Genomic DNA, 16,867 nt, shown 5'->3' with positions numbered 1-16,867 from the left:
TTTATATCCCCCCTATGCTTGAACTGATTTTTCATTCGTACCAGATCTTTGTCTTCTCATAAACGTGAGTAATTTGATACCCGTTTTTATAGCACGAAATATACGAAAAGATGCTGTTAACTCACATCTTGATGCAAATCCTTTCCCTTGAAAAACAGGGGTGATTTCAAATTCTGGTACGTCGACAATATGCATATATTGTCCCACAACTCCAGCAGCCATTCCTTTTGTCCCCCATGCATATCCAGTGACAATTCCAGTACTAGCTGCGTCGCCTGCTCCAATTTGCGTATGCCATTTCCAACCATTGATTTTCACTCGTTTGAGAAAATCTTTAACGATAGTATGAACTTCTTGAAGCTTTTTTATCAGTTCACCAATGCTATCAAGTTGTGCCATAATTTTATTGTCTAGTCCGCCGTCCTCTTCAGCTTTTTCAATTTTTTGTCCTGTTTTCTTCTGCTGTTTTTCAATTCTTTCCAATACATCAAACGTATATCGAATCATCCATATTTTCACTTGAAACAAACATTGCTTTTCCATTTCTGAATATAAAAATGTCACTTTAAGCTTTATTTTCGACAATAGTATAAGCAAAATAACAAGGAGAAGAATTATTATTCCAATTACAAGCCACTTCATACGTATCATCCTTTCACTCCGTACCCATTATCGACAAGTTTATTCATCGTTAAACAGCGTTTCATAAGATTGAAAATAAAAATTTTTCTAAAAATAAAAAGGTATTTTGACATTTTATATCGAAATATATTATTTGAACATATCTTCAAAAATGTATTTGGGTGATATGTAGCACAAAGAACAGAAAATTTAACTGCAGTGGAGGGATACATAATGGCAGATCGTCGCAATTTATTTTTCTTTTATGGTGATGACAAAGCAACGCTCGTTGAAAAAATGAAACCAATCTATCGTATTTTAGAAGAGAATGGATTTACCATATTAGATCATCCAAAAAATGCAAACGCTATCGTCAGTGTTGGAGATGATGCAACTTTCTTACAAGCCGTTCGTAAAACTGGTTTTAGAGAAGATTGCTTATACGCAGGGATTTCTACGAAAGATGAGATTTCTTTCTACTGCGATTTCCATATTGATCACGTTGATACAGCCCTTCAAGAAATTACAAAAAATGAAATTGAAGTGCGTAAATATCCAACAATTCAGGTAGATGTAGATCACAGTACATCTTTCTATTGTTTAAATGAGTTCTCATTACGTTCTAGTATCATTAAAACATTCGTTGTAGATGTTCACGTTGATGATCTATATTTCGAAACATTTAGAGGGGACGGTTTAGTTGTTTCTACCCCAACAGGAAGTACAGCTTACAATAAATCATTACATGGCGCGGTTGTTGACCCACTTATTCCGTGCTTCCAAGTAAGCGAACTAGCATCATTAAATAACAACACATACCGTACGCTCGGTTCACCATTCATTTTAAATCACGAACGTACATTAACTTTAAAACTAAAACCAGACGGTAACGATTATCCTGTTATCGGTCTGGATAATGAAGCGCTTAGCATTAAGCAAGTAGAAAAAGCTGTTGTACGCTTAAGCGATAAACAAATTAAAACAGTTAAATTGAAAAACAATTCCTTCTGGGAAAAAGTGCAGAGAACGTTTTTATAGTAATCAAATAACCCTCGAATTATGGGATTTCCATAATTCGAGGGTTATTTATTTATCACATGCAACTTAACGCTGTTTCACAAAATATTTTGGAACAGGACAACAGTATATGAAATTATATCAACGATTTTTCAAATATATCTATCGTAACTCAAAATATATCAACGATTTTTCGAATATATCTATCACAAGTCAAAATATATCAACGATTTTAACCAAAATATCAATTTACCGACAAAAATTAACAATATCATCAACCTATCTAAAAAGAGGAAGCAACACCAAAATGTATTTCCAGGCCGTTTCCTCAAACTTTTAGACATCTTTTCTATAAACAATCTCCCCATCAATTACAGTCATTTCTGCTTGTAATTCTTTTATTTCTTCTGCTTCTATTTCAAAAATATTGCGGGCTAATATCGTAAAGTCCGCTTCATATCCTTTTGTAATTTGTCCTCTCTTCGCTTCTTTTCCAATTGCATAGGCACTTCCTGTCGTAAATAAAGAGACAGCCTCATATACCGTTAATCTTTCCTCTGGCATATAGCATAAACCGTCAATAAAACTTCTACGTGTAACAGCGCTATATATGCCTAAAAACGGATTCACTTGTTCAATTGGTGCGTCAGACCCACCGTTGCAGTGTAATCCCGCTTCTAGTAACGTCTTCCAAGCATATGCATATCGAAGACGATGCTCGCCTAGTTTTTCAATGACTGATGGGAAGTCCGATGACACAAAGACGGGCTGAATATCGATAATAGCCGGCAAGTGTTGCATTCTCTCAATCAACTCTTCACGAGCTAACTGACAATGAATAATACGATCGCGAAAACCTTCTGCTGGTGGATATAATTCAAGTGCATCAATGACATATTCAAGCGATAAATCACCTATTGTATGAATCGCAACTGGCATATGTAAATCCCGTGCTTTTTTCACTAACTCCGCAAGCTCTTCACGTGAGAAGATTGCAACTCCATTTGTTTCCTGCATATCTTCATACGGTTCACTTAATAAAGCTGTTCTTCCGCCAAAAGAGCCATCAGAAAAAATTTTCATCGCTCCAAATTCAATATAATGTTCATTTTCATATTCTTTTCGCTCATGTGCCACTTCATGGTGAACGAGCAAATGCGCTTTAAATGGCATTTCTTTTATAACATGAGAAAACGCATTATGCGTTTTTCTAAAACCACCATAATAATTTAAATCTTCCGTATGCCCACCAACGAGTCCATATTGCCAACAGTCTTTTATCGCTGTTTGCAGAGCTCTTTGTAAGTAGGCTTCATCAATTTCAGGCTGAACATGTTTTATTAGTTCTTGTCCTTGTTCATATAAAAGCCCTGTTAAATTATTCAATGCGTCCCGGCCGAATTTTCCTCCTTTCGGGTCTTGCGTCCTTTCTGTTATGTTCGCTTCTTGCAATATGTATGAATTCACCCATGTAACGTGGCGACAAACCCGCTTTAATAAAATTGGATGTTCTGTAGAAATTTCATCTAAATCACGTACATGAACTTGTTTTGTATCTGTAAAGTTATTTTCATTCCAGCCTTCTCCAATAATCCAAGAGCCCTTTGGAGCTTCTTCCACTCGCTCCCGCACAAGAGTCAGCACTTCGCTATAAGATGTACAGTTTGATAAATCTAAACGGAGTAATCTCTCTCCATGACCAATAAGATGCATATGACTATCAACGAGACCTGGAATCATCGTTTTCCCTTTTAAGTCGCACAACTTCACGTCTGAATATTTGCTTTCTAGTTCTTCCTTACTCCCGGCATCAACGATTATGCCCTTTTCAACATACATAGCTTCTACTTTTTCATTCTCTTCTCGCATCGTGTAAATGGTGCCGCCATACCAAATTTCTCCCATATACTCATCCCCTTTTTCCTTAAGTCTACGAAATTAATCCGTATAAAAAAGCACCATTCCGATTAAAAATGGTGCTTTTCCAAAAATTATTTTTGTTCAGTAGGATTCGTTGTAATTTGCCATTCAATGCTAAATTTATCTTTTAGTTGTCCGTATGCTGGGCTCCAAAACGTTTCTTGAAGTGGCATAATAACTTCTCCACCTTCTTGTAACTTTTCGAATACTTCTTTCGCTTTTTCTGCATTACTAATTTGAATTGCAATTGTTACTTGAGATCCGATTGCATGCCCTTGACCTGGGAATGTATCAGAAATCATAAGGTCCGTATTACCAACTTTTAAAGTAGCATGTAAAACGCGCTCTTTTGCCTCAGCTGGAATCGGGTATTCTGGATTTTCAGGCATGTCACCAAAAGTTTGCATGACTTCTACTTTTGCGTCTAACGCCTCTTTATAAAACTGTACAGCCTCTTGCCCACTACCATCTAAAACTAAGTACGGATTAATACCTAAAATCATACGGACACCTCTTTTTTAAATTTATAAAATCGAACTTATGTTCGTTTTTATATTATCATTGTTTTCCATTTCATTCAACTATTTCCTTCACTGTTTTCAAAATTATTTTGACGGAATCTCCATCTCTTGTTTTCTAAGTTCAATACGGCGAATTTTTCCAGAAATTGTTTTTGGTAGTTCATCTACAAATTCAATTTTGCGAGGGTATTTATATGGTGCAGTGAGTTCTTTGACGTGTTGTTGGAGTACTGGAATTAATGTTTCTTCGTTCTTGTCTATATTCTCTCTTAATACGATAAATGCCTTCACGACACTTCCGCGAATTTCATCAGGGCTTGCGACAACCGCACACTCTCTTACGTAAGGATGTTTTACGAGCGCATCTTCTACTTCAAACGGTCCGATTGTATAACCAGAACTAATAATAATATCATCACCGCGCCCTTCAAACCAGAAATAGCCGTCTTCATCTTTCTTCGCTTTATCACCGGTAATATAATAATCACCGCGGAATTGCATCGCTGTGCGCTCATCGTCTTTATAATATTGTTTAAAGAGGGCTGGTGTTTCAATGTGAACTGCAATATCCCCCACTTCTCCTACCTTTACCGGCATACCTTCCTCATCTACAATATTAACGTGGTTGCCTGGCGTTGGTTTTCCCATTGATCCTGGTCTAATATCCATTCCTTTCATTACACCGACAAGTAATGTGTTTTCCGTTTGCCCATAGCCGTCTCTTACTGTAATATTAAAGTGCTTTTGGAACGTTTCAATGACTTCTCTATTTAACGGCTCACCTGCGGATACAGCGCTATGTAACGCTTCTAAATTGTACTCACTTAAGTCTTCTACTTTTGCCATTAATCTATACTCAGTCGGCGTACAACAAAGCACATTCACCTTATTATCACCTAATAAGTTTAAATACGTTTTTGGTTCAAACTTACCGTGGTATACAAATCCTGTTGCACCTGAACCGAGAGTTGCTACAAACGGGCTCCAAATCCACTTTTGCCAACCTGGACTAGCTGTCGCCCACACAACATCATTCTCTTCAATTCCGAGCCAGTTTGGAGCGCTCGTACGTAAATGAGCATATGCCCATGCATGCGTATGAACAACACCTTTTGGATTTCCTGTCGTCCCTGACGTGTAAGATAAAAAGACCATATCTTCTTTATCTGTCTTCGCCATTTCTAACAGGTCACTTTCTGTTTCTAACGCTGTTTTTAAATTAATCCATCCATCTACTGACTGCTCGCTCAGAACGAATTTTTGAAGAGATTCCATCGCTTCTATATCATCAAACTGCCCAATGTACGGCTCATAACTTACGATTGCTTTTACTTCCCCGTGCCCAATGCGATATTCTATATCCTTTTTGCGCAACATTTCCGAACTCGGAATTACGACAAATCCTGCTTTAATCGCAGCGATATACGTCATGTACGCTTCAATTAAACGTGGCATCATAATGAGGAGCTTGTCCCCTTTTTGCAGACCACTCTTTATAAAAGCGTTTCCAATTTTATTCGCACCTTTCATTAACTCAGCGTATGTAACTTCTCGTCTATTCCCTTTATCATCTTGCCAAATTAAAGCAAGCTTCTCTTTATCACTTGTATATTTCTCTATTTCAGAAACTAAATTATAAGACGGCGGCGCCAACAATTCTTCTCTCTTCATACAATATCCTCCTCCATTTCTATGCCTCCCTTATATAATAAAGAATTTTCAGTTAATTTTGAACCCTCTTCTTTTGACAAATTTTTTATATCTATGTCGAAATGAATGTATAACGGTGCAAACAACAAAAAGAAAGAGCGGGAAAACCCGCTCTTTCTAAGCCATCTTATATGGGATTATTTTTGGTAACCGCCTAATTGTTGCTCAGCTAGTGAAACTAGACGTTTAGTGATTTCACCACCAACAGAACCGTTAGCGCGAGCTGTTGCATCAGCTCCAAGTTGAACACCAAACTCTTGAGCGATTTCGTATTTCATTTGGTCTAATGCTGATTCAGCACCAGGAACCGCTAATTTATTTGTGCTACGTGACATGTTATATCACCTCCTTGTGAGTATAGAGTGTGATAAATAACATGACTTCATACATGTTTTAGATATGGTAATTTATGGTTTTAGAAAAGTTCTTCGAACTTTTCTTCTTCCGCCACTACTTCAACTGTTTGTAATACCATTGTTTCTTTGTTCGCTACAGCTTCATCGATTAATGGTGTGAAATCGTATTTCGCTTCAAAACGATTCGCTTTTTCACGCTTCGGCTTCGTCGCTGGGCTTGCTGGTGTGAATACTGTACAGCAATCTTCGTACGGACGAATTGAAATATCATATGTGCCAATTTCTTCAGCGATTTTAATAATTTCTAATTTATCCATCGTAATAAGTGGACGAATAACCGGATAGTTTGTTACTTCGTTAATCGTATGCATACTATCTAATGTTTGGCTTGCTACTTGTCCAAGACTTTCACCAGTCGTGATTGCAAGTGCATTACGCTCCTCTGCGATACGCTCTGTAATACGCATCATCATACGGCGCATAACTGTCATTGAATAACTAGATGGAATTTCTTTATTAATCGTTTTTTGCACTTCTGTAAATGGAACAAGGTGAAGCGTTACACGTTTACAGTACTTCGTTAACTCTTGTGCTAAATCGATTACTTTTTGTTTTGCACGCTCGCTTGTGAAAGGTGGACTATGGAAATGAACTGCTTCCACAGACACGCCGCGTTTCATCGTTAAGTACGTTGCTACTGGGCTATCGATACCACCAGAAAGAAGTACCATTACTTTTCCGCCAACGCCAACTGGTAAACCACCAGCTCCCATATGCTCACCACACATAATATAGCTGTAACCACTGCGAATTTCTATACGTACATTCACATCTGGATTATGAACATCTACTGTGATATCCTCTGTATTCTCTAAAATGTGTCCACCGATTTCTGGAAGTAACTCCATCGTCTTCATTGGGAAACGCTTATCAGAACGGTGCACTGTAATTTTAAATGTTTTCACATCATCTTTTACTTGTAAGAAAGCTGCTAATGCACCCTTTTTAATATCTTCTAATTCTGATGGTACTTTCATCGCTAAGTTAAACTTATGAATACCGAATACATCTTTCAATCTTTCAGAAATTGCTTCATGGTCTTCGCCATTTAATTGAATGTACATACGGTCATGCGTTGCATCGATTTTAATATTTGGGAACTTTTTCAGTTTGAACTTTACGTTATCTTTCAATGTGCTTACAAATTTAGAGCGGTTTTTACCTTTAGTCGTCATCTCTCCATAACGAACTAAAATATATTCATATGTCATCATATTCCTTTACCTCATCACTTCATATAATTTTGGCATCGTCTCTTTCACAATACCTTCAAATTGTTTTACTTCTTCCATCGTGTTTTCTGGTGCCAAACTAATGCGAATAGCACTTGCAGCAGCGGCATGGGGTACTCCCATTGCCACTAACACTCTGCTCACTTCATTTGCTTTTGAAGAACAAGCAGACTTCGTCGATACATATACACCGTGCTCTTCTAAAGCATGAACGACCACTTCCGGTTTTAAACCAACAAATGACACATTTAAAATGTGCGGTGCTGCATATGCAAGCGACGTATTAATCGTTACATCTTCCATCTCTTTCAAGAAACGGACAAGCTCTGTTTGTAAATTGTGCAAATGAGCTATCTTTTCTTTCACTTGTTCCATCGTCATGCGAAGTGCTTTCACCATCGCTACAATGCCAGGTAAGTTTTCTGTACCAGAGCGATACTTAAGCTCTTGTTGACCACCTGATAAAATTGGATCTAACCTTACGCCATCACGCACATAAAGTAGACCCGTTCCTTTTACACTGTGGAATTTATGTCCAGATATTGAGCAAAGATCAATATGAGAAGCATATAAATCAAGCGGTACTTTTCCTATCCCTTGCACATGGTCCACATGGAATCTTATTTTCGGATAGTTCGATAATAACGTTCCAATTTCAGCAACAGGCTGAATTGCTCCAGTCTCGTTGTTCACGTGAATAATTGACACAAGAATCGTATCTTCACGAAGTGCTCGTTTTACATCCTCTACCGATACAACACCATGCTCATTAACCGGTAAATATGTTACATCAAAACCGAGATCTTCTAATTGTTTATATGCTTCAAACACAGACGCGTGTTCAATATTTGTTGTAATGATATGTTTACCGCGCGAACGATTCCTCATCGCTATTCCTTTAATCGCAAGGTTATTCCCTTCCGTTCCACCTGATGTGAAAATAATCTCAGAAGGTTTAACGTGAAGAAGCTGCGCTGCAATCGTTCTTGATTGTGTTAATAGACGCTCTGCCTCTCCCCCAAGCGAATGAATAGAAGAAGGGTTTCCAAAATATTTTCCAGCAACCGTTACGTACGATTGAAGGGCTTCTGGATATGGCTTCGTCGTCGCACTATTATCAAAATAGATCATCGTTCTTCCCCTTTCAGCGCTATCACATCATATAATCATATCACAAATACGTGTAATTACGCTAAGACTACTCAAAGGTTCCATTTTATCCCGATTGTGAAGGCCGATAATTAGCTAGGATGACCCTACTGACTACAGTTTCACTATATTTTAAAACGAATAACCTTACTGTATTCCGCTATTCATTATAGCAACATCGTCCCCAAAATTACACAAAAAAACAAACCCTTATGAAAGGGTTTGTTCATTGTCTACATATTCAGCTATTTTTTGAACAACGCCAGGTTCAAGTTGCTCTAGTACAGAAGCCGCTTGTTCTAAAGCTGCATCGTATTGATATTCACGGAATAATTTCTCCGCATAATTTAAGCTCTCTGCAAGGTTCTCATCATGACTGCGGTAACGATTACCGTATTGAATTAATTTTTCAACTAAATACGCTTGTCCAATTAACTCTTCTGTCATTTCAGCTACACCATTAACAGTTGTGTACGCTTCTTCTAAACTGCTATTTACAGCGTTCATATTTAACGGTTTCACTTCTAACTGTTCATATACAGCTTGCATTGCCATTTGTCCTCTTTGTAAATCTTCCATAATGCTTTCTGGAAGACCTGGCAAATTCGACTTTTGCATAAAACGTTTCGTTTCAAAAATGATATTTCGCATTTCTTGTAACTTCTCACGCGCTTCAAATTCCTCTTTACGCATCGTTTGCAGCATTTCTTTATACTCTGCATGAAGTACTTTTAACGTTTCACATTGCTCATAAACCTCTTCTAGTTCCTCACGAATAATAGAGAAGGCAATATCTTGTTCCGCAACGCGTAATTGTAGCATTTCAAAACGTTTCGTTAAAATGTGCATTTGCTTTTCAATTACTTTTTGAGACTCAATGTCCTTATCTTGTAACTGATAACTTTGTTTCACAAGTTGTGTTTCTGCTTTTGTTTCAAGCGTTTCAGTGCGAATTTCTTCTAAGTCTTCATAAACAGAAAGTGTTTTTTGCTCCACATAATGTCTCGCATGCACTTCTTGTTCCAGTTGATCATAGAAGCCATCTAAACGCGTTTTTAAGTCTTCTACTTTTTCAGCCGCTTCCGTTATATGAAGCTCCTGTATATTCATTAAACATGTGTGTAGTTGTGTCGTCATATCGCGAACTTCTTTAGGGATTTCCAAATACTCTAATACATAACCTTGTCTTACCATATCATTATGTCCGTGTAATAAATCTTCCAACTGAACTGGTAACGTCGCTTGACACTCTACCAGTAAATCTGGAATTTGGTGAATAATGATTTCTAAGTTTGCTAAACCTTCTTCTAAACTAATAACAATTTCTCTCGCTTTTAAGTAGTCGCCATTATCTGTTGCCTCTTCAAAGCTTTTAAACTTATTAGATTCAGCGTCTAGCATCTCTTCGATTTTCTGCTCTGCTGCTCCATACATATGCCTATGAGCAAGAACACTCTTCTTCATACTACGATATGTATCACGTAACCCTTCAATTTCTGAGCTATTTTTTTCATGGCTTTCTAACAATTGCTGTAATTCATTTAAAATGTCTGTAATACGATTATCAGCGTCATCTAAACCACTTATGGATTCATTCATCGCATGCTTTGCTTTTCGGAAGGAGAATTGCGAGGCGAATTTTCGCGCTTGCGCTAAATCTTTGTCTGCTTTCGGAAGGGTTGTTGATACAATCTCATCCCATTCTTCACGCCATTTACCAAACAGTTCTTCTGTTTGACCTGTCATATTTAAGTCTTTCACCCGTTTTAGTTCATCTGCCACAGGCTTATCTTTTATCTCTTGTTTCCACTGCTCCAGTGCTTCAATATCTTTATATGAACGATTTCTTATCACAAGCTCTATCATGAGCAGCACTAGAATAGAGCTTACTACAATGATAACGATCGTCAGGATAGAATCCATGCAAAAAAGCCTCCTAGTTATATCTCTTTTTTTGTCCGTTCCGTTTATGAAATGGAAGGCATTATGTATAAAAAGGGAATTCCCCTATATTTAACAACTAACAATGTACTAATCATACCATGTAATGGTGTGTTTTTGACCTAGTTTTTTTTAAAATTTCATGTTTCTTTCAATGCAATTGTAATCTTTCTCAATCTTCTGTTTGGATTATCTCCCATCATCAAATGATTGTAATAATAGGTTCTCTTTCATATGAGATACGAAATAAATTTTGCGCACAAGTGGTGGTTCAATAGAAATCGCATGCACATTTCCTTGCTTTACCGCTTGCTCTACTGCCATTTCTGGAAGTAACGTAATACCAAGTCCAGCTCCGACCATTGCAAGCATCGGTTCTGCATAAGAAGTTTCAAATGCAATGATTGGTTTCGCACCTATCCCTTGAAACATATTCGTAATCATTTTCCTTACATCACAAATTTCTGGATATACGATTAACTTTTCATTTTGCAAATCTTCCATTCGGATCACTGTTTTCTCTTTATAAAGATGATTACTTGAAACTACACAAACAATTTTTTCTTCTCGCATTTCTTTTATACACGTAGCGTCTTCTACTACTGAATCGACGAACATAGCTTCAATCTTTCGTTCTTTAAAGAGTCCCATCAGTACTTTCGTATGCTCAATTTTCCATTCTACTTCGAATCCATCACCTAATACATCTTTACATTTTGATATATAATGCGCTGCTAAACTTGGCAATATGCCTATAGAAATTTTCCGCTTCTCTTGAAAATTCTTCATTTCAGATTTCACTTCATGTATGTGTTCCAAAATCGGTAACATCCTTGTTATAAATAACTCTCCAGCTTCTGTTAATTCCACTCCTTGCGCGGAACGCTTCAGTAAAGTAACCTCTAAATCCGCTTCTAACCTTTGAATTTGTTTACTAAGCGCCGGTTGAGAAATATGTAAAAGCTTACTCGCCTTTGATAAACTTCGCGTATTCTTCACTTCAATAAACGATCGTACTGCTTCCAAATCCATCGTACACACCTCTAACAAAAAGTTATAACTGTCATAAAAAATCGATATTTCCTTCTATAAACAATTACTCTTTATACTTATTTCATCAACTTACTATAACGAAATGAAAAGGGGAAAGATACTCTTGGACAAAAAACAAATGCTACTCGGATCCCTCCTATGCTTACTTGCCGTAACGGCTTGGGGATTTATGTTTCCTGTCATGGCAAATGCTCTGCAGTTTATCGATCCGTTCTTCTTCACAACTATCCGATACGGATCAGCAGCTATTATTTTTCTTATTTTGCTATTCATTACTGAAGGAAAAACTTCACTCCACTTAGAAAAAAGAACACTTTCGTTATTCTTTTACGGAACAGTCGGTTTCGCTGGATATGGTTTTCTCATTTTTTACGGCCAACAACTTGCCGGGCCTTCTGGGGCCATCCATGCTGCGATGATTCAATCTCTTATGCCGCTCATCGCTTTATTATTGCAGTGGATAACAAAAAACAAACGCCCACAAAACTACACATTCCTTTGTATGTTCGTTGCATTGCTCGGTGTTATGCTTGTCATTTCAAAAGGAAATATTCACTTATTATTTGGAGCTGCCAGTCACCTCTCAACAAATATACTTATGCTATGCGGCGTTACTTGCTGGGTCATTTATACGAACGGTGGTGCTCGTTTTCAATCTTGGTCACCACTCAGGTATACGACGTTAACTTGTTTATTCGGCTCAGTTTCACTCATCGTTATCGTCACTTTCTTCACTTACACAAACATCGTTACTATGCCGTCACTTCGTACCATTATGAGCGTTCGTTTTGAACTCTTGTATATGTCGATTGTTGCAGGTGTTATCGCTGTATTTTGCTGGAACACAGGAAATCGCTATATTTCATCTATTAACGGCATATTATTTATGAATTTAGTTCCTGTACTTGCACTTATCGGTTCCATCTTTCGAGGTTATACAGTCGACAAAATTGAAATTGCCGGAGCCTCACTAACAATTATCGCGCTCTTATGCAACAATGTATGGCAAAGGAAAGAAAGCACAAAAATCCCCACCTCATTTCGTTAGGTGGGGATTTTTCACATATGAACAGCTCTTGGCAATTCATAGTACATATTCGTTATACATAATGTTTGCTCCATCCATTGCTCAATTTCTTTCGTGTACATTTCTATGAAAAATGTCTCAGACGGAAAAGAATGCAGCACTTCTGATATATATTGCGGATATAAAAACGGCATATTCATCATGCCTTTTAATTGCGTCATAAACATTGTAAAAGATACCTTTTTAAATTCCTGCTTTATTTGTCCCTGTCTAATCATTTGCTCTATATAATATCTTTCTTTAGAAAAGTAAATGGTCATCACTTCGCGAATTAATGTCGTATCAAGTGAAAGCTCTCGGTAGAAGAAACGTGTCAGCTCCCTATTTTCAAATTGATATCGTAAAATTCCGCGCACCATTTGTACCATCACATCTTTAGCCGACAAATATTCCCTCTGTTCGAACGACATTTCAATCACATGAATATATCCTTCTAAAAAGTCAGTAATAAGCTGTTCTAATAAACCTTGCTTTCCAGCAAAATAATATGAAATATTCGCTACATTCACATCCGCTCGCTTTGCAATTTCTCGCACCGACGTTCCATCATAACCTTTCGTGTTAAACAACGATATTGCCGCATCAATTACTTTTTGTTTCGTCTGTTTCATGCGCTCACTTCCTCTCACTGAACAGCTATAGTTTAAATTTCTTGACTTTTAAGACAAATTCCTTTAATTTTCTATCGACAAAGTCATGTGAAATACATCGTATTTTGCTAATGTTTTACACATCTCGATAAAAAGGGAGTTGTTTCCATGTTTACAAAAGAAAGTTATGCAGGTTCTCGTGAAGAACAATACGAGACAGTAATTAAACAACTGGATGCATTATTAACTGGCGAACCGAACGTAGTCGCAAACTTATCAAATGCGTCCGCATTATTAAATCAATTTTTAGATCGTGTGAATTGGGTTGGCTTTTATGTAACAGAAGGAAATCAGCTTGTTCTTGGACCTTTCCAAGGAATGCCTGCTTGCGTGCGCATTCCATTTGGACGAGGCGTTTGCGGCGTTGCAGCTGAAACAAAAACAACGCAGCTTGTAGCAGACGTTCACCAATTCCCAGGACATATCGCTTGCGACAGTGCTTCGAATTCAGAAATCGTTGTACCGATCGTGAAAGAAGGAACTGTCGTTGGAGTACTTGATATTGATAGCCCTGAAAAAAATCGTTTTGATGAAGTAGATCAGCGCTATTTAGAAAAGTTTGTGGAAACACTCCTAAAACATATTTAAAAAAGAAAAGAGCGAGTTATCGATTGCGTACATCACGTACGAAACCGATAGCTCACTCTTTTTTATTGATTACTAACAGTAGATATTTTCTTTAGTGCCTGTTCTAAATCAAAAACGATATCCTCCCATGATTCTAAACCGACAGATAAACGTATTAAATTATCGTAAATACCCATTTCTTGTCTTAGCTCAGCTGGAATCGCAGCGTGCGTCATCGTTGCCGGATGCTGAATTAACGTTTCTGTATCCCCTAAACTTACGGCAATTGTAATAAAGTGAAGGTCATTGATAAACGCTTGCGTCTCTTCTTTTCCGCCTTTTACTGAAAAAGAAATCACACCGCCGCCCCGTTTCATTTGGCGAGATGCTAACTCCCCTTCTGGATACCAAACACCTTCTACCGCATCATGATTTTTGAGGAACGATACAATTTTTTCTGCATTATCACAATGGCGGTCCATTCTTACCGCTAACGTCTTTAATCCGCGTAACAATAACCATGCATCAAACGGCGCCATAATACCGCCGATATCTTTTCGCATCGGGCGAATTTGTTCTGCTAACGCTTTCGTTTTACAAATCGTTACACCTGCCACAACATCACCGTGACCACCGATATATTTTGTCGCACTATGAACAACCGCGTCACAGCCCAGCTCAAGTGGTCTTTGTAAATAAGGTGAACAAAACGTATTATCAACAATAACAAGTAAGCCATTTCGCTTCGCAACCCGAATCACTTGTTTTAAATCAATTAATTTCATTGTCGGATTAATCGGTGTTTCAACGAAAATAAGCTTTGTATTTGGGCGGATTTTATTTTCAATATCATCCTCTGTCTCCATATCACAAAACGAATGCGTAATCATAAATTTTTCTTCTAACACTTCTAAAAAACCGTACGTGCATCCGTATAATCCATTTGAACAAATAATATGATCTCCAGCCTTTAGAAAACCAATTAAAGTTGCTGAAATAGCTGCCATACCGGATCCGAAAGCAAGTGCTTCTTCTCCTCCTTCTAACACCGCCATACGTTCTTCAAATAATTTTACAGTTGGATTTCCAAGTCTTGAGTAAATATAAGACGGATCTACTCCCGCAAAACTCGCCTCTCCTTGCTGCGCAGTCTCAAATGTAAATGTAGACGTTTGAAATAACGGTGGTGTTAAACTTCCTTTATGTTCCTCAGATGTATACCCGTGATGAATTAACGCTGTCTCCATATGTTTCTTTTTCATAAAAACATCCCCTTTATGTTTTTATTGCCGCATATTCACCAGTAAAAATTGATGAACGTTTTTACTACATTTTATGTAAGCGTTTTATTTGTGTTTCTATCTCTTCTTTTATATTGTTTTAAATTCCTTCTTATATTAATTTCCAAAATTTATATGCATAAAACAAAAACGTACTCGCTTGACGAAACTCTGGGTAAAAGATATAATAGCGTTTGTGTAAAATAAAAAGGCAGCCTTGTAATGTGAGTTTATCGTTTGTATTTTGTTCCTCTACGGAGGTGTATCTCGTAACTCCCTGCTGCTGGAGCGAAGGTACATGAAAACAAAATGCCCGTAAATATCGATTACGTCTGTTTTTATTTTACGTAAATAAAAACATTTTTAAAGGAGGAGTCAACTATGGCTCGTTATACAGGTCCAGCTTGGAAACTGTCTCGTCGTCTTGGAATCTCTCTAAGCGGCACAGGAAAAGAATTAGAAAAACGCCCTTACGCACCAGGTCCTCACGGTCCTAACCAACGTAAGAAACTTTCAGAATACGGTTTACAATTACAAGAGAAACAAAAACTTCGTCACATGTACGGCATGACTGAGCGTCAATTCCGTCGCACATTTGACCAAGCAGGTAAAATGCCTGGTAAGCACGGCGAAAACTTCATGATCCTTCTTGAAGCTCGTCTTGACAACCTAGTTTACCGTATGGGCTTAGCTCGCACTCGTCGTGCAGCTCGCCAATTAGTAAACCACGGCCACATCACAGTTGATGGATCTCGCGTAGATATCCCATCTTACCGTGTAAAACCTGGTCAAACAATCAGCGTTCGCGAAAAATCTAACAGCCTTGTTGTTGTTAAAGAAGCGATCGAAGTTAACAACTTCGTACCAGAATACTTAACTTTCGATGCTGATAAATTAGAAGCTACTTACACTCGTCACGCTGAGCGTTCTGAGTTAGCAGCTGAAATCAACGAAGCATTAATCGTAGAGTTCTACTCTCGTTAATCTCGGTACTCTGCAAAGAGTCGTATTAAAAGCCTTAGGAACCTTGTTTATCAAGGGGCCGGGGCTTTTTTTATTTGTTATTGATAATGGCAAAATAAGGCATAAAAACGAATGCACTTGGGGCTAAGTGGGGCTAGTTTGGGACCAAAAAATAAAAAAGGCTGGCGTGTGTATAGAAATGGATAAGTGCAAAAAACAAATTATAAAAGGAGTTAATTGTTTTGAAAGAAAAATTCAACGAGATCCCTCTTCATGTACAAGACTTTCAAAAATTTAAAATGCTATTAGAAGAATTAGTACAAGATGAAGTAATATTCATTGAAGGTCTTTCTAAGTATTCTTTAAATATTTCTTCTAAAGAACATAAGGTCACCATTAACCTTAGAAGTGAGTTTTTCCTAGATCCACACCTGGTAATTACTGCCATAAGCATTACCCCACGTAATCAAGGTAAGGGAAGTATTGTTCTTGAATGGTTTAAAACATTCGCTAAAGAAAAAGGATTCGAACGATTAATATTACAAGAAGTTATAACCGAAGAAGGTTATAACTTTGCATTAAAAAATGGTTTCTCAAAAAAGGTTGGTCCATTCGAGGAAATTTTTAGAAAGCCCGATAGTACTGACGGAAATTATGAGCTACATTTATAAAGAGTAAAATAAAAGTGAACGAATATTTTCCTTATGCGTTCACTTTTTTACTTGATGAATTATCCACCT

Annotated in this window: 16 protein-coding genes; 5 read left to right on the top strand and 11 right to left on the bottom strand. The window is 37.5% G+C overall.

The window, feature by feature from the left end:
• Positions 1 to 12 precede the first annotated feature (12 nt).
• A complete protein-coding gene (locus DN394_RS05100) occupies positions 13 to 651 on the bottom strand; it encodes a DUF2953 domain-containing protein (RefSeq protein WP_060486562.1) in 639 nt (212 codons plus the stop codon).
• 204 nt (positions 652 to 855) lie between these two features.
• Here DN394_RS05100 and DN394_RS05095 point away from each other — a divergent pair, with 204 nt between their 5' ends.
• Complete coding sequence (locus DN394_RS05095; protein WP_000785181.1) at positions 856 to 1,659, top strand: NAD kinase; 804 nt, start codon at positions 856 to 858, stop codon at positions 1,657 to 1,659.
• Between the two features lie 315 nt (positions 1,660 to 1,974).
• Here DN394_RS05095 and DN394_RS05090 read toward each other — a convergent pair whose 3' ends face one another.
• The 8 genes from DN394_RS05090 to DN394_RS05055 all read right to left on the bottom strand — a co-directional run bounded on the left by DN394_RS05090 (position 1,975) and on the right by DN394_RS05055 (position 11,559).
• Positions 1,975 to 3,543, bottom strand: coding sequence for an amidohydrolase (locus DN394_RS05090; protein WP_098092693.1), 1,569 nt, complete (start codon positions 3,541 to 3,543; stop codon positions 1,975 to 1,977).
• Between the two features lie 86 nt (positions 3,544 to 3,629).
• Complete coding sequence (locus DN394_RS05085; protein ID WP_088048009.1) at positions 3,630 to 4,061, bottom strand: VOC family protein; 432 nt, start codon at positions 4,059 to 4,061, stop codon at positions 3,630 to 3,632.
• A 102-nt stretch (positions 4,062 to 4,163) separates the two neighbouring features.
• Positions 4,164 to 5,750: an acyl-CoA synthetase MbcS gene (mbcS, locus tag DN394_RS05080; protein ID WP_098092697.1), complete on the bottom strand. Its 1,587-nt coding sequence runs from the start codon at positions 5,748 to 5,750 to the stop codon at positions 4,164 to 4,166.
• Positions 5,751 to 5,926: 176 nt separating this feature from the next.
• Complete coding sequence (locus tag DN394_RS05075; protein ID WP_000091640.1) at positions 5,927 to 6,124, bottom strand: alpha/beta-type small acid-soluble spore protein; 198 nt, start codon at positions 6,122 to 6,124, stop codon at positions 5,927 to 5,929.
• A gap of 80 nt (positions 6,125 to 6,204) precedes the next feature.
• A complete protein-coding gene (gene thiI / locus DN394_RS05070) occupies positions 6,205 to 7,419 on the bottom strand; it encodes a tRNA uracil 4-sulfurtransferase ThiI (RefSeq protein WP_000989273.1) in 1,215 nt (404 codons plus the stop codon).
• Between the two features lie 6 nt (positions 7,420 to 7,425).
• Positions 7,426 to 8,568: a cysteine desulfurase family protein gene (locus DN394_RS05065; protein WP_000638957.1), complete on the bottom strand. Its 1,143-nt coding sequence runs from the start codon at positions 8,566 to 8,568 to the stop codon at positions 7,426 to 7,428.
• Between the two features lie 228 nt (positions 8,569 to 8,796).
• Entirely contained in the window at positions 8,797 to 10,509 is a 1,713-nt protein-coding gene (gene ezrA / locus DN394_RS05060) for a septation ring formation regulator EzrA (protein ID WP_000377306.1), read from the bottom strand.
• 207 nt (positions 10,510 to 10,716) lie between these two features.
• On the bottom strand, positions 10,717 to 11,559 hold the full coding sequence (locus tag DN394_RS05055) for a LysR family transcriptional regulator (RefSeq protein ID WP_098092700.1): 843 nt from the start codon (positions 11,557 to 11,559) through the stop codon (positions 10,717 to 10,719).
• Between the two features lie 124 nt (positions 11,560 to 11,683).
• On the opposite strand from DN394_RS05055, the gene DN394_RS05050 reads away from it, so the two are divergent.
• A complete protein-coding gene (locus DN394_RS05050) occupies positions 11,684 to 12,628 on the top strand; it encodes a DMT family transporter (protein ID WP_000358806.1) in 945 nt (314 codons plus the stop codon).
• Positions 12,629 to 12,639: 11 nt separating this feature from the next.
• On the opposite strand, the gene refZ is transcribed toward DN394_RS05050, so the two are convergent.
• Positions 12,640 to 13,278, bottom strand: a complete 639-nt coding sequence (gene refZ, locus DN394_RS05045; protein WP_000814937.1) for a forespore capture DNA-binding protein RefZ — start codon at positions 13,276 to 13,278, stop codon at positions 12,640 to 12,642.
• 147 nt (positions 13,279 to 13,425) lie between these two features.
• Here refZ and DN394_RS05040 point away from each other — a divergent pair, with 147 nt between their 5' ends.
• A complete protein-coding gene (locus tag DN394_RS05040) occupies positions 13,426 to 13,905 on the top strand; it encodes a GAF domain-containing protein (RefSeq protein ID WP_061673030.1) in 480 nt (159 codons plus the stop codon).
• Between the two features lie 62 nt (positions 13,906 to 13,967).
• Here the strand turns inward: DN394_RS05040 and megL are convergent, their stop codons facing one another.
• The gene (gene megL, locus DN394_RS05035) at positions 13,968 to 15,146 is read right to left on the bottom strand and encodes a methionine gamma-lyase (RefSeq protein WP_000726592.1); all 1,179 of its coding nucleotides are present in this window, start codon (positions 15,144 to 15,146) and stop codon (positions 13,968 to 13,970) included.
• 399 nt (positions 15,147 to 15,545) lie between these two features.
• On the opposite strand from megL, the gene rpsD reads away from it, so the two are divergent.
• The gene (gene rpsD, locus DN394_RS05030) at positions 15,546 to 16,148 is read left to right on the top strand and encodes a 30S ribosomal protein S4 (RefSeq protein WP_000135322.1); all 603 of its coding nucleotides are present in this window, start codon (positions 15,546 to 15,548) and stop codon (positions 16,146 to 16,148) included.
• A gap of 221 nt (positions 16,149 to 16,369) precedes the next feature.
• Positions 16,370 to 16,798: a GNAT family protein gene (locus DN394_RS05025; protein ID WP_149293663.1), complete on the top strand. Its 429-nt coding sequence runs from the start codon at positions 16,370 to 16,372 to the stop codon at positions 16,796 to 16,798.
• Positions 16,799 to 16,867: the final 69 nt, after the last annotated feature.

Origin of the sequence: Bacillus sp. BB081 (assembly GCF_008368895.1) — a bacterium.
Lineage (GTDB): Bacteria > Bacillota > Bacilli > Bacillales > Bacillaceae_G > Bacillus_A > Bacillus_A wiedmannii.
This window is presented reverse-complemented; position numbering and strand designations above follow the sequence as displayed.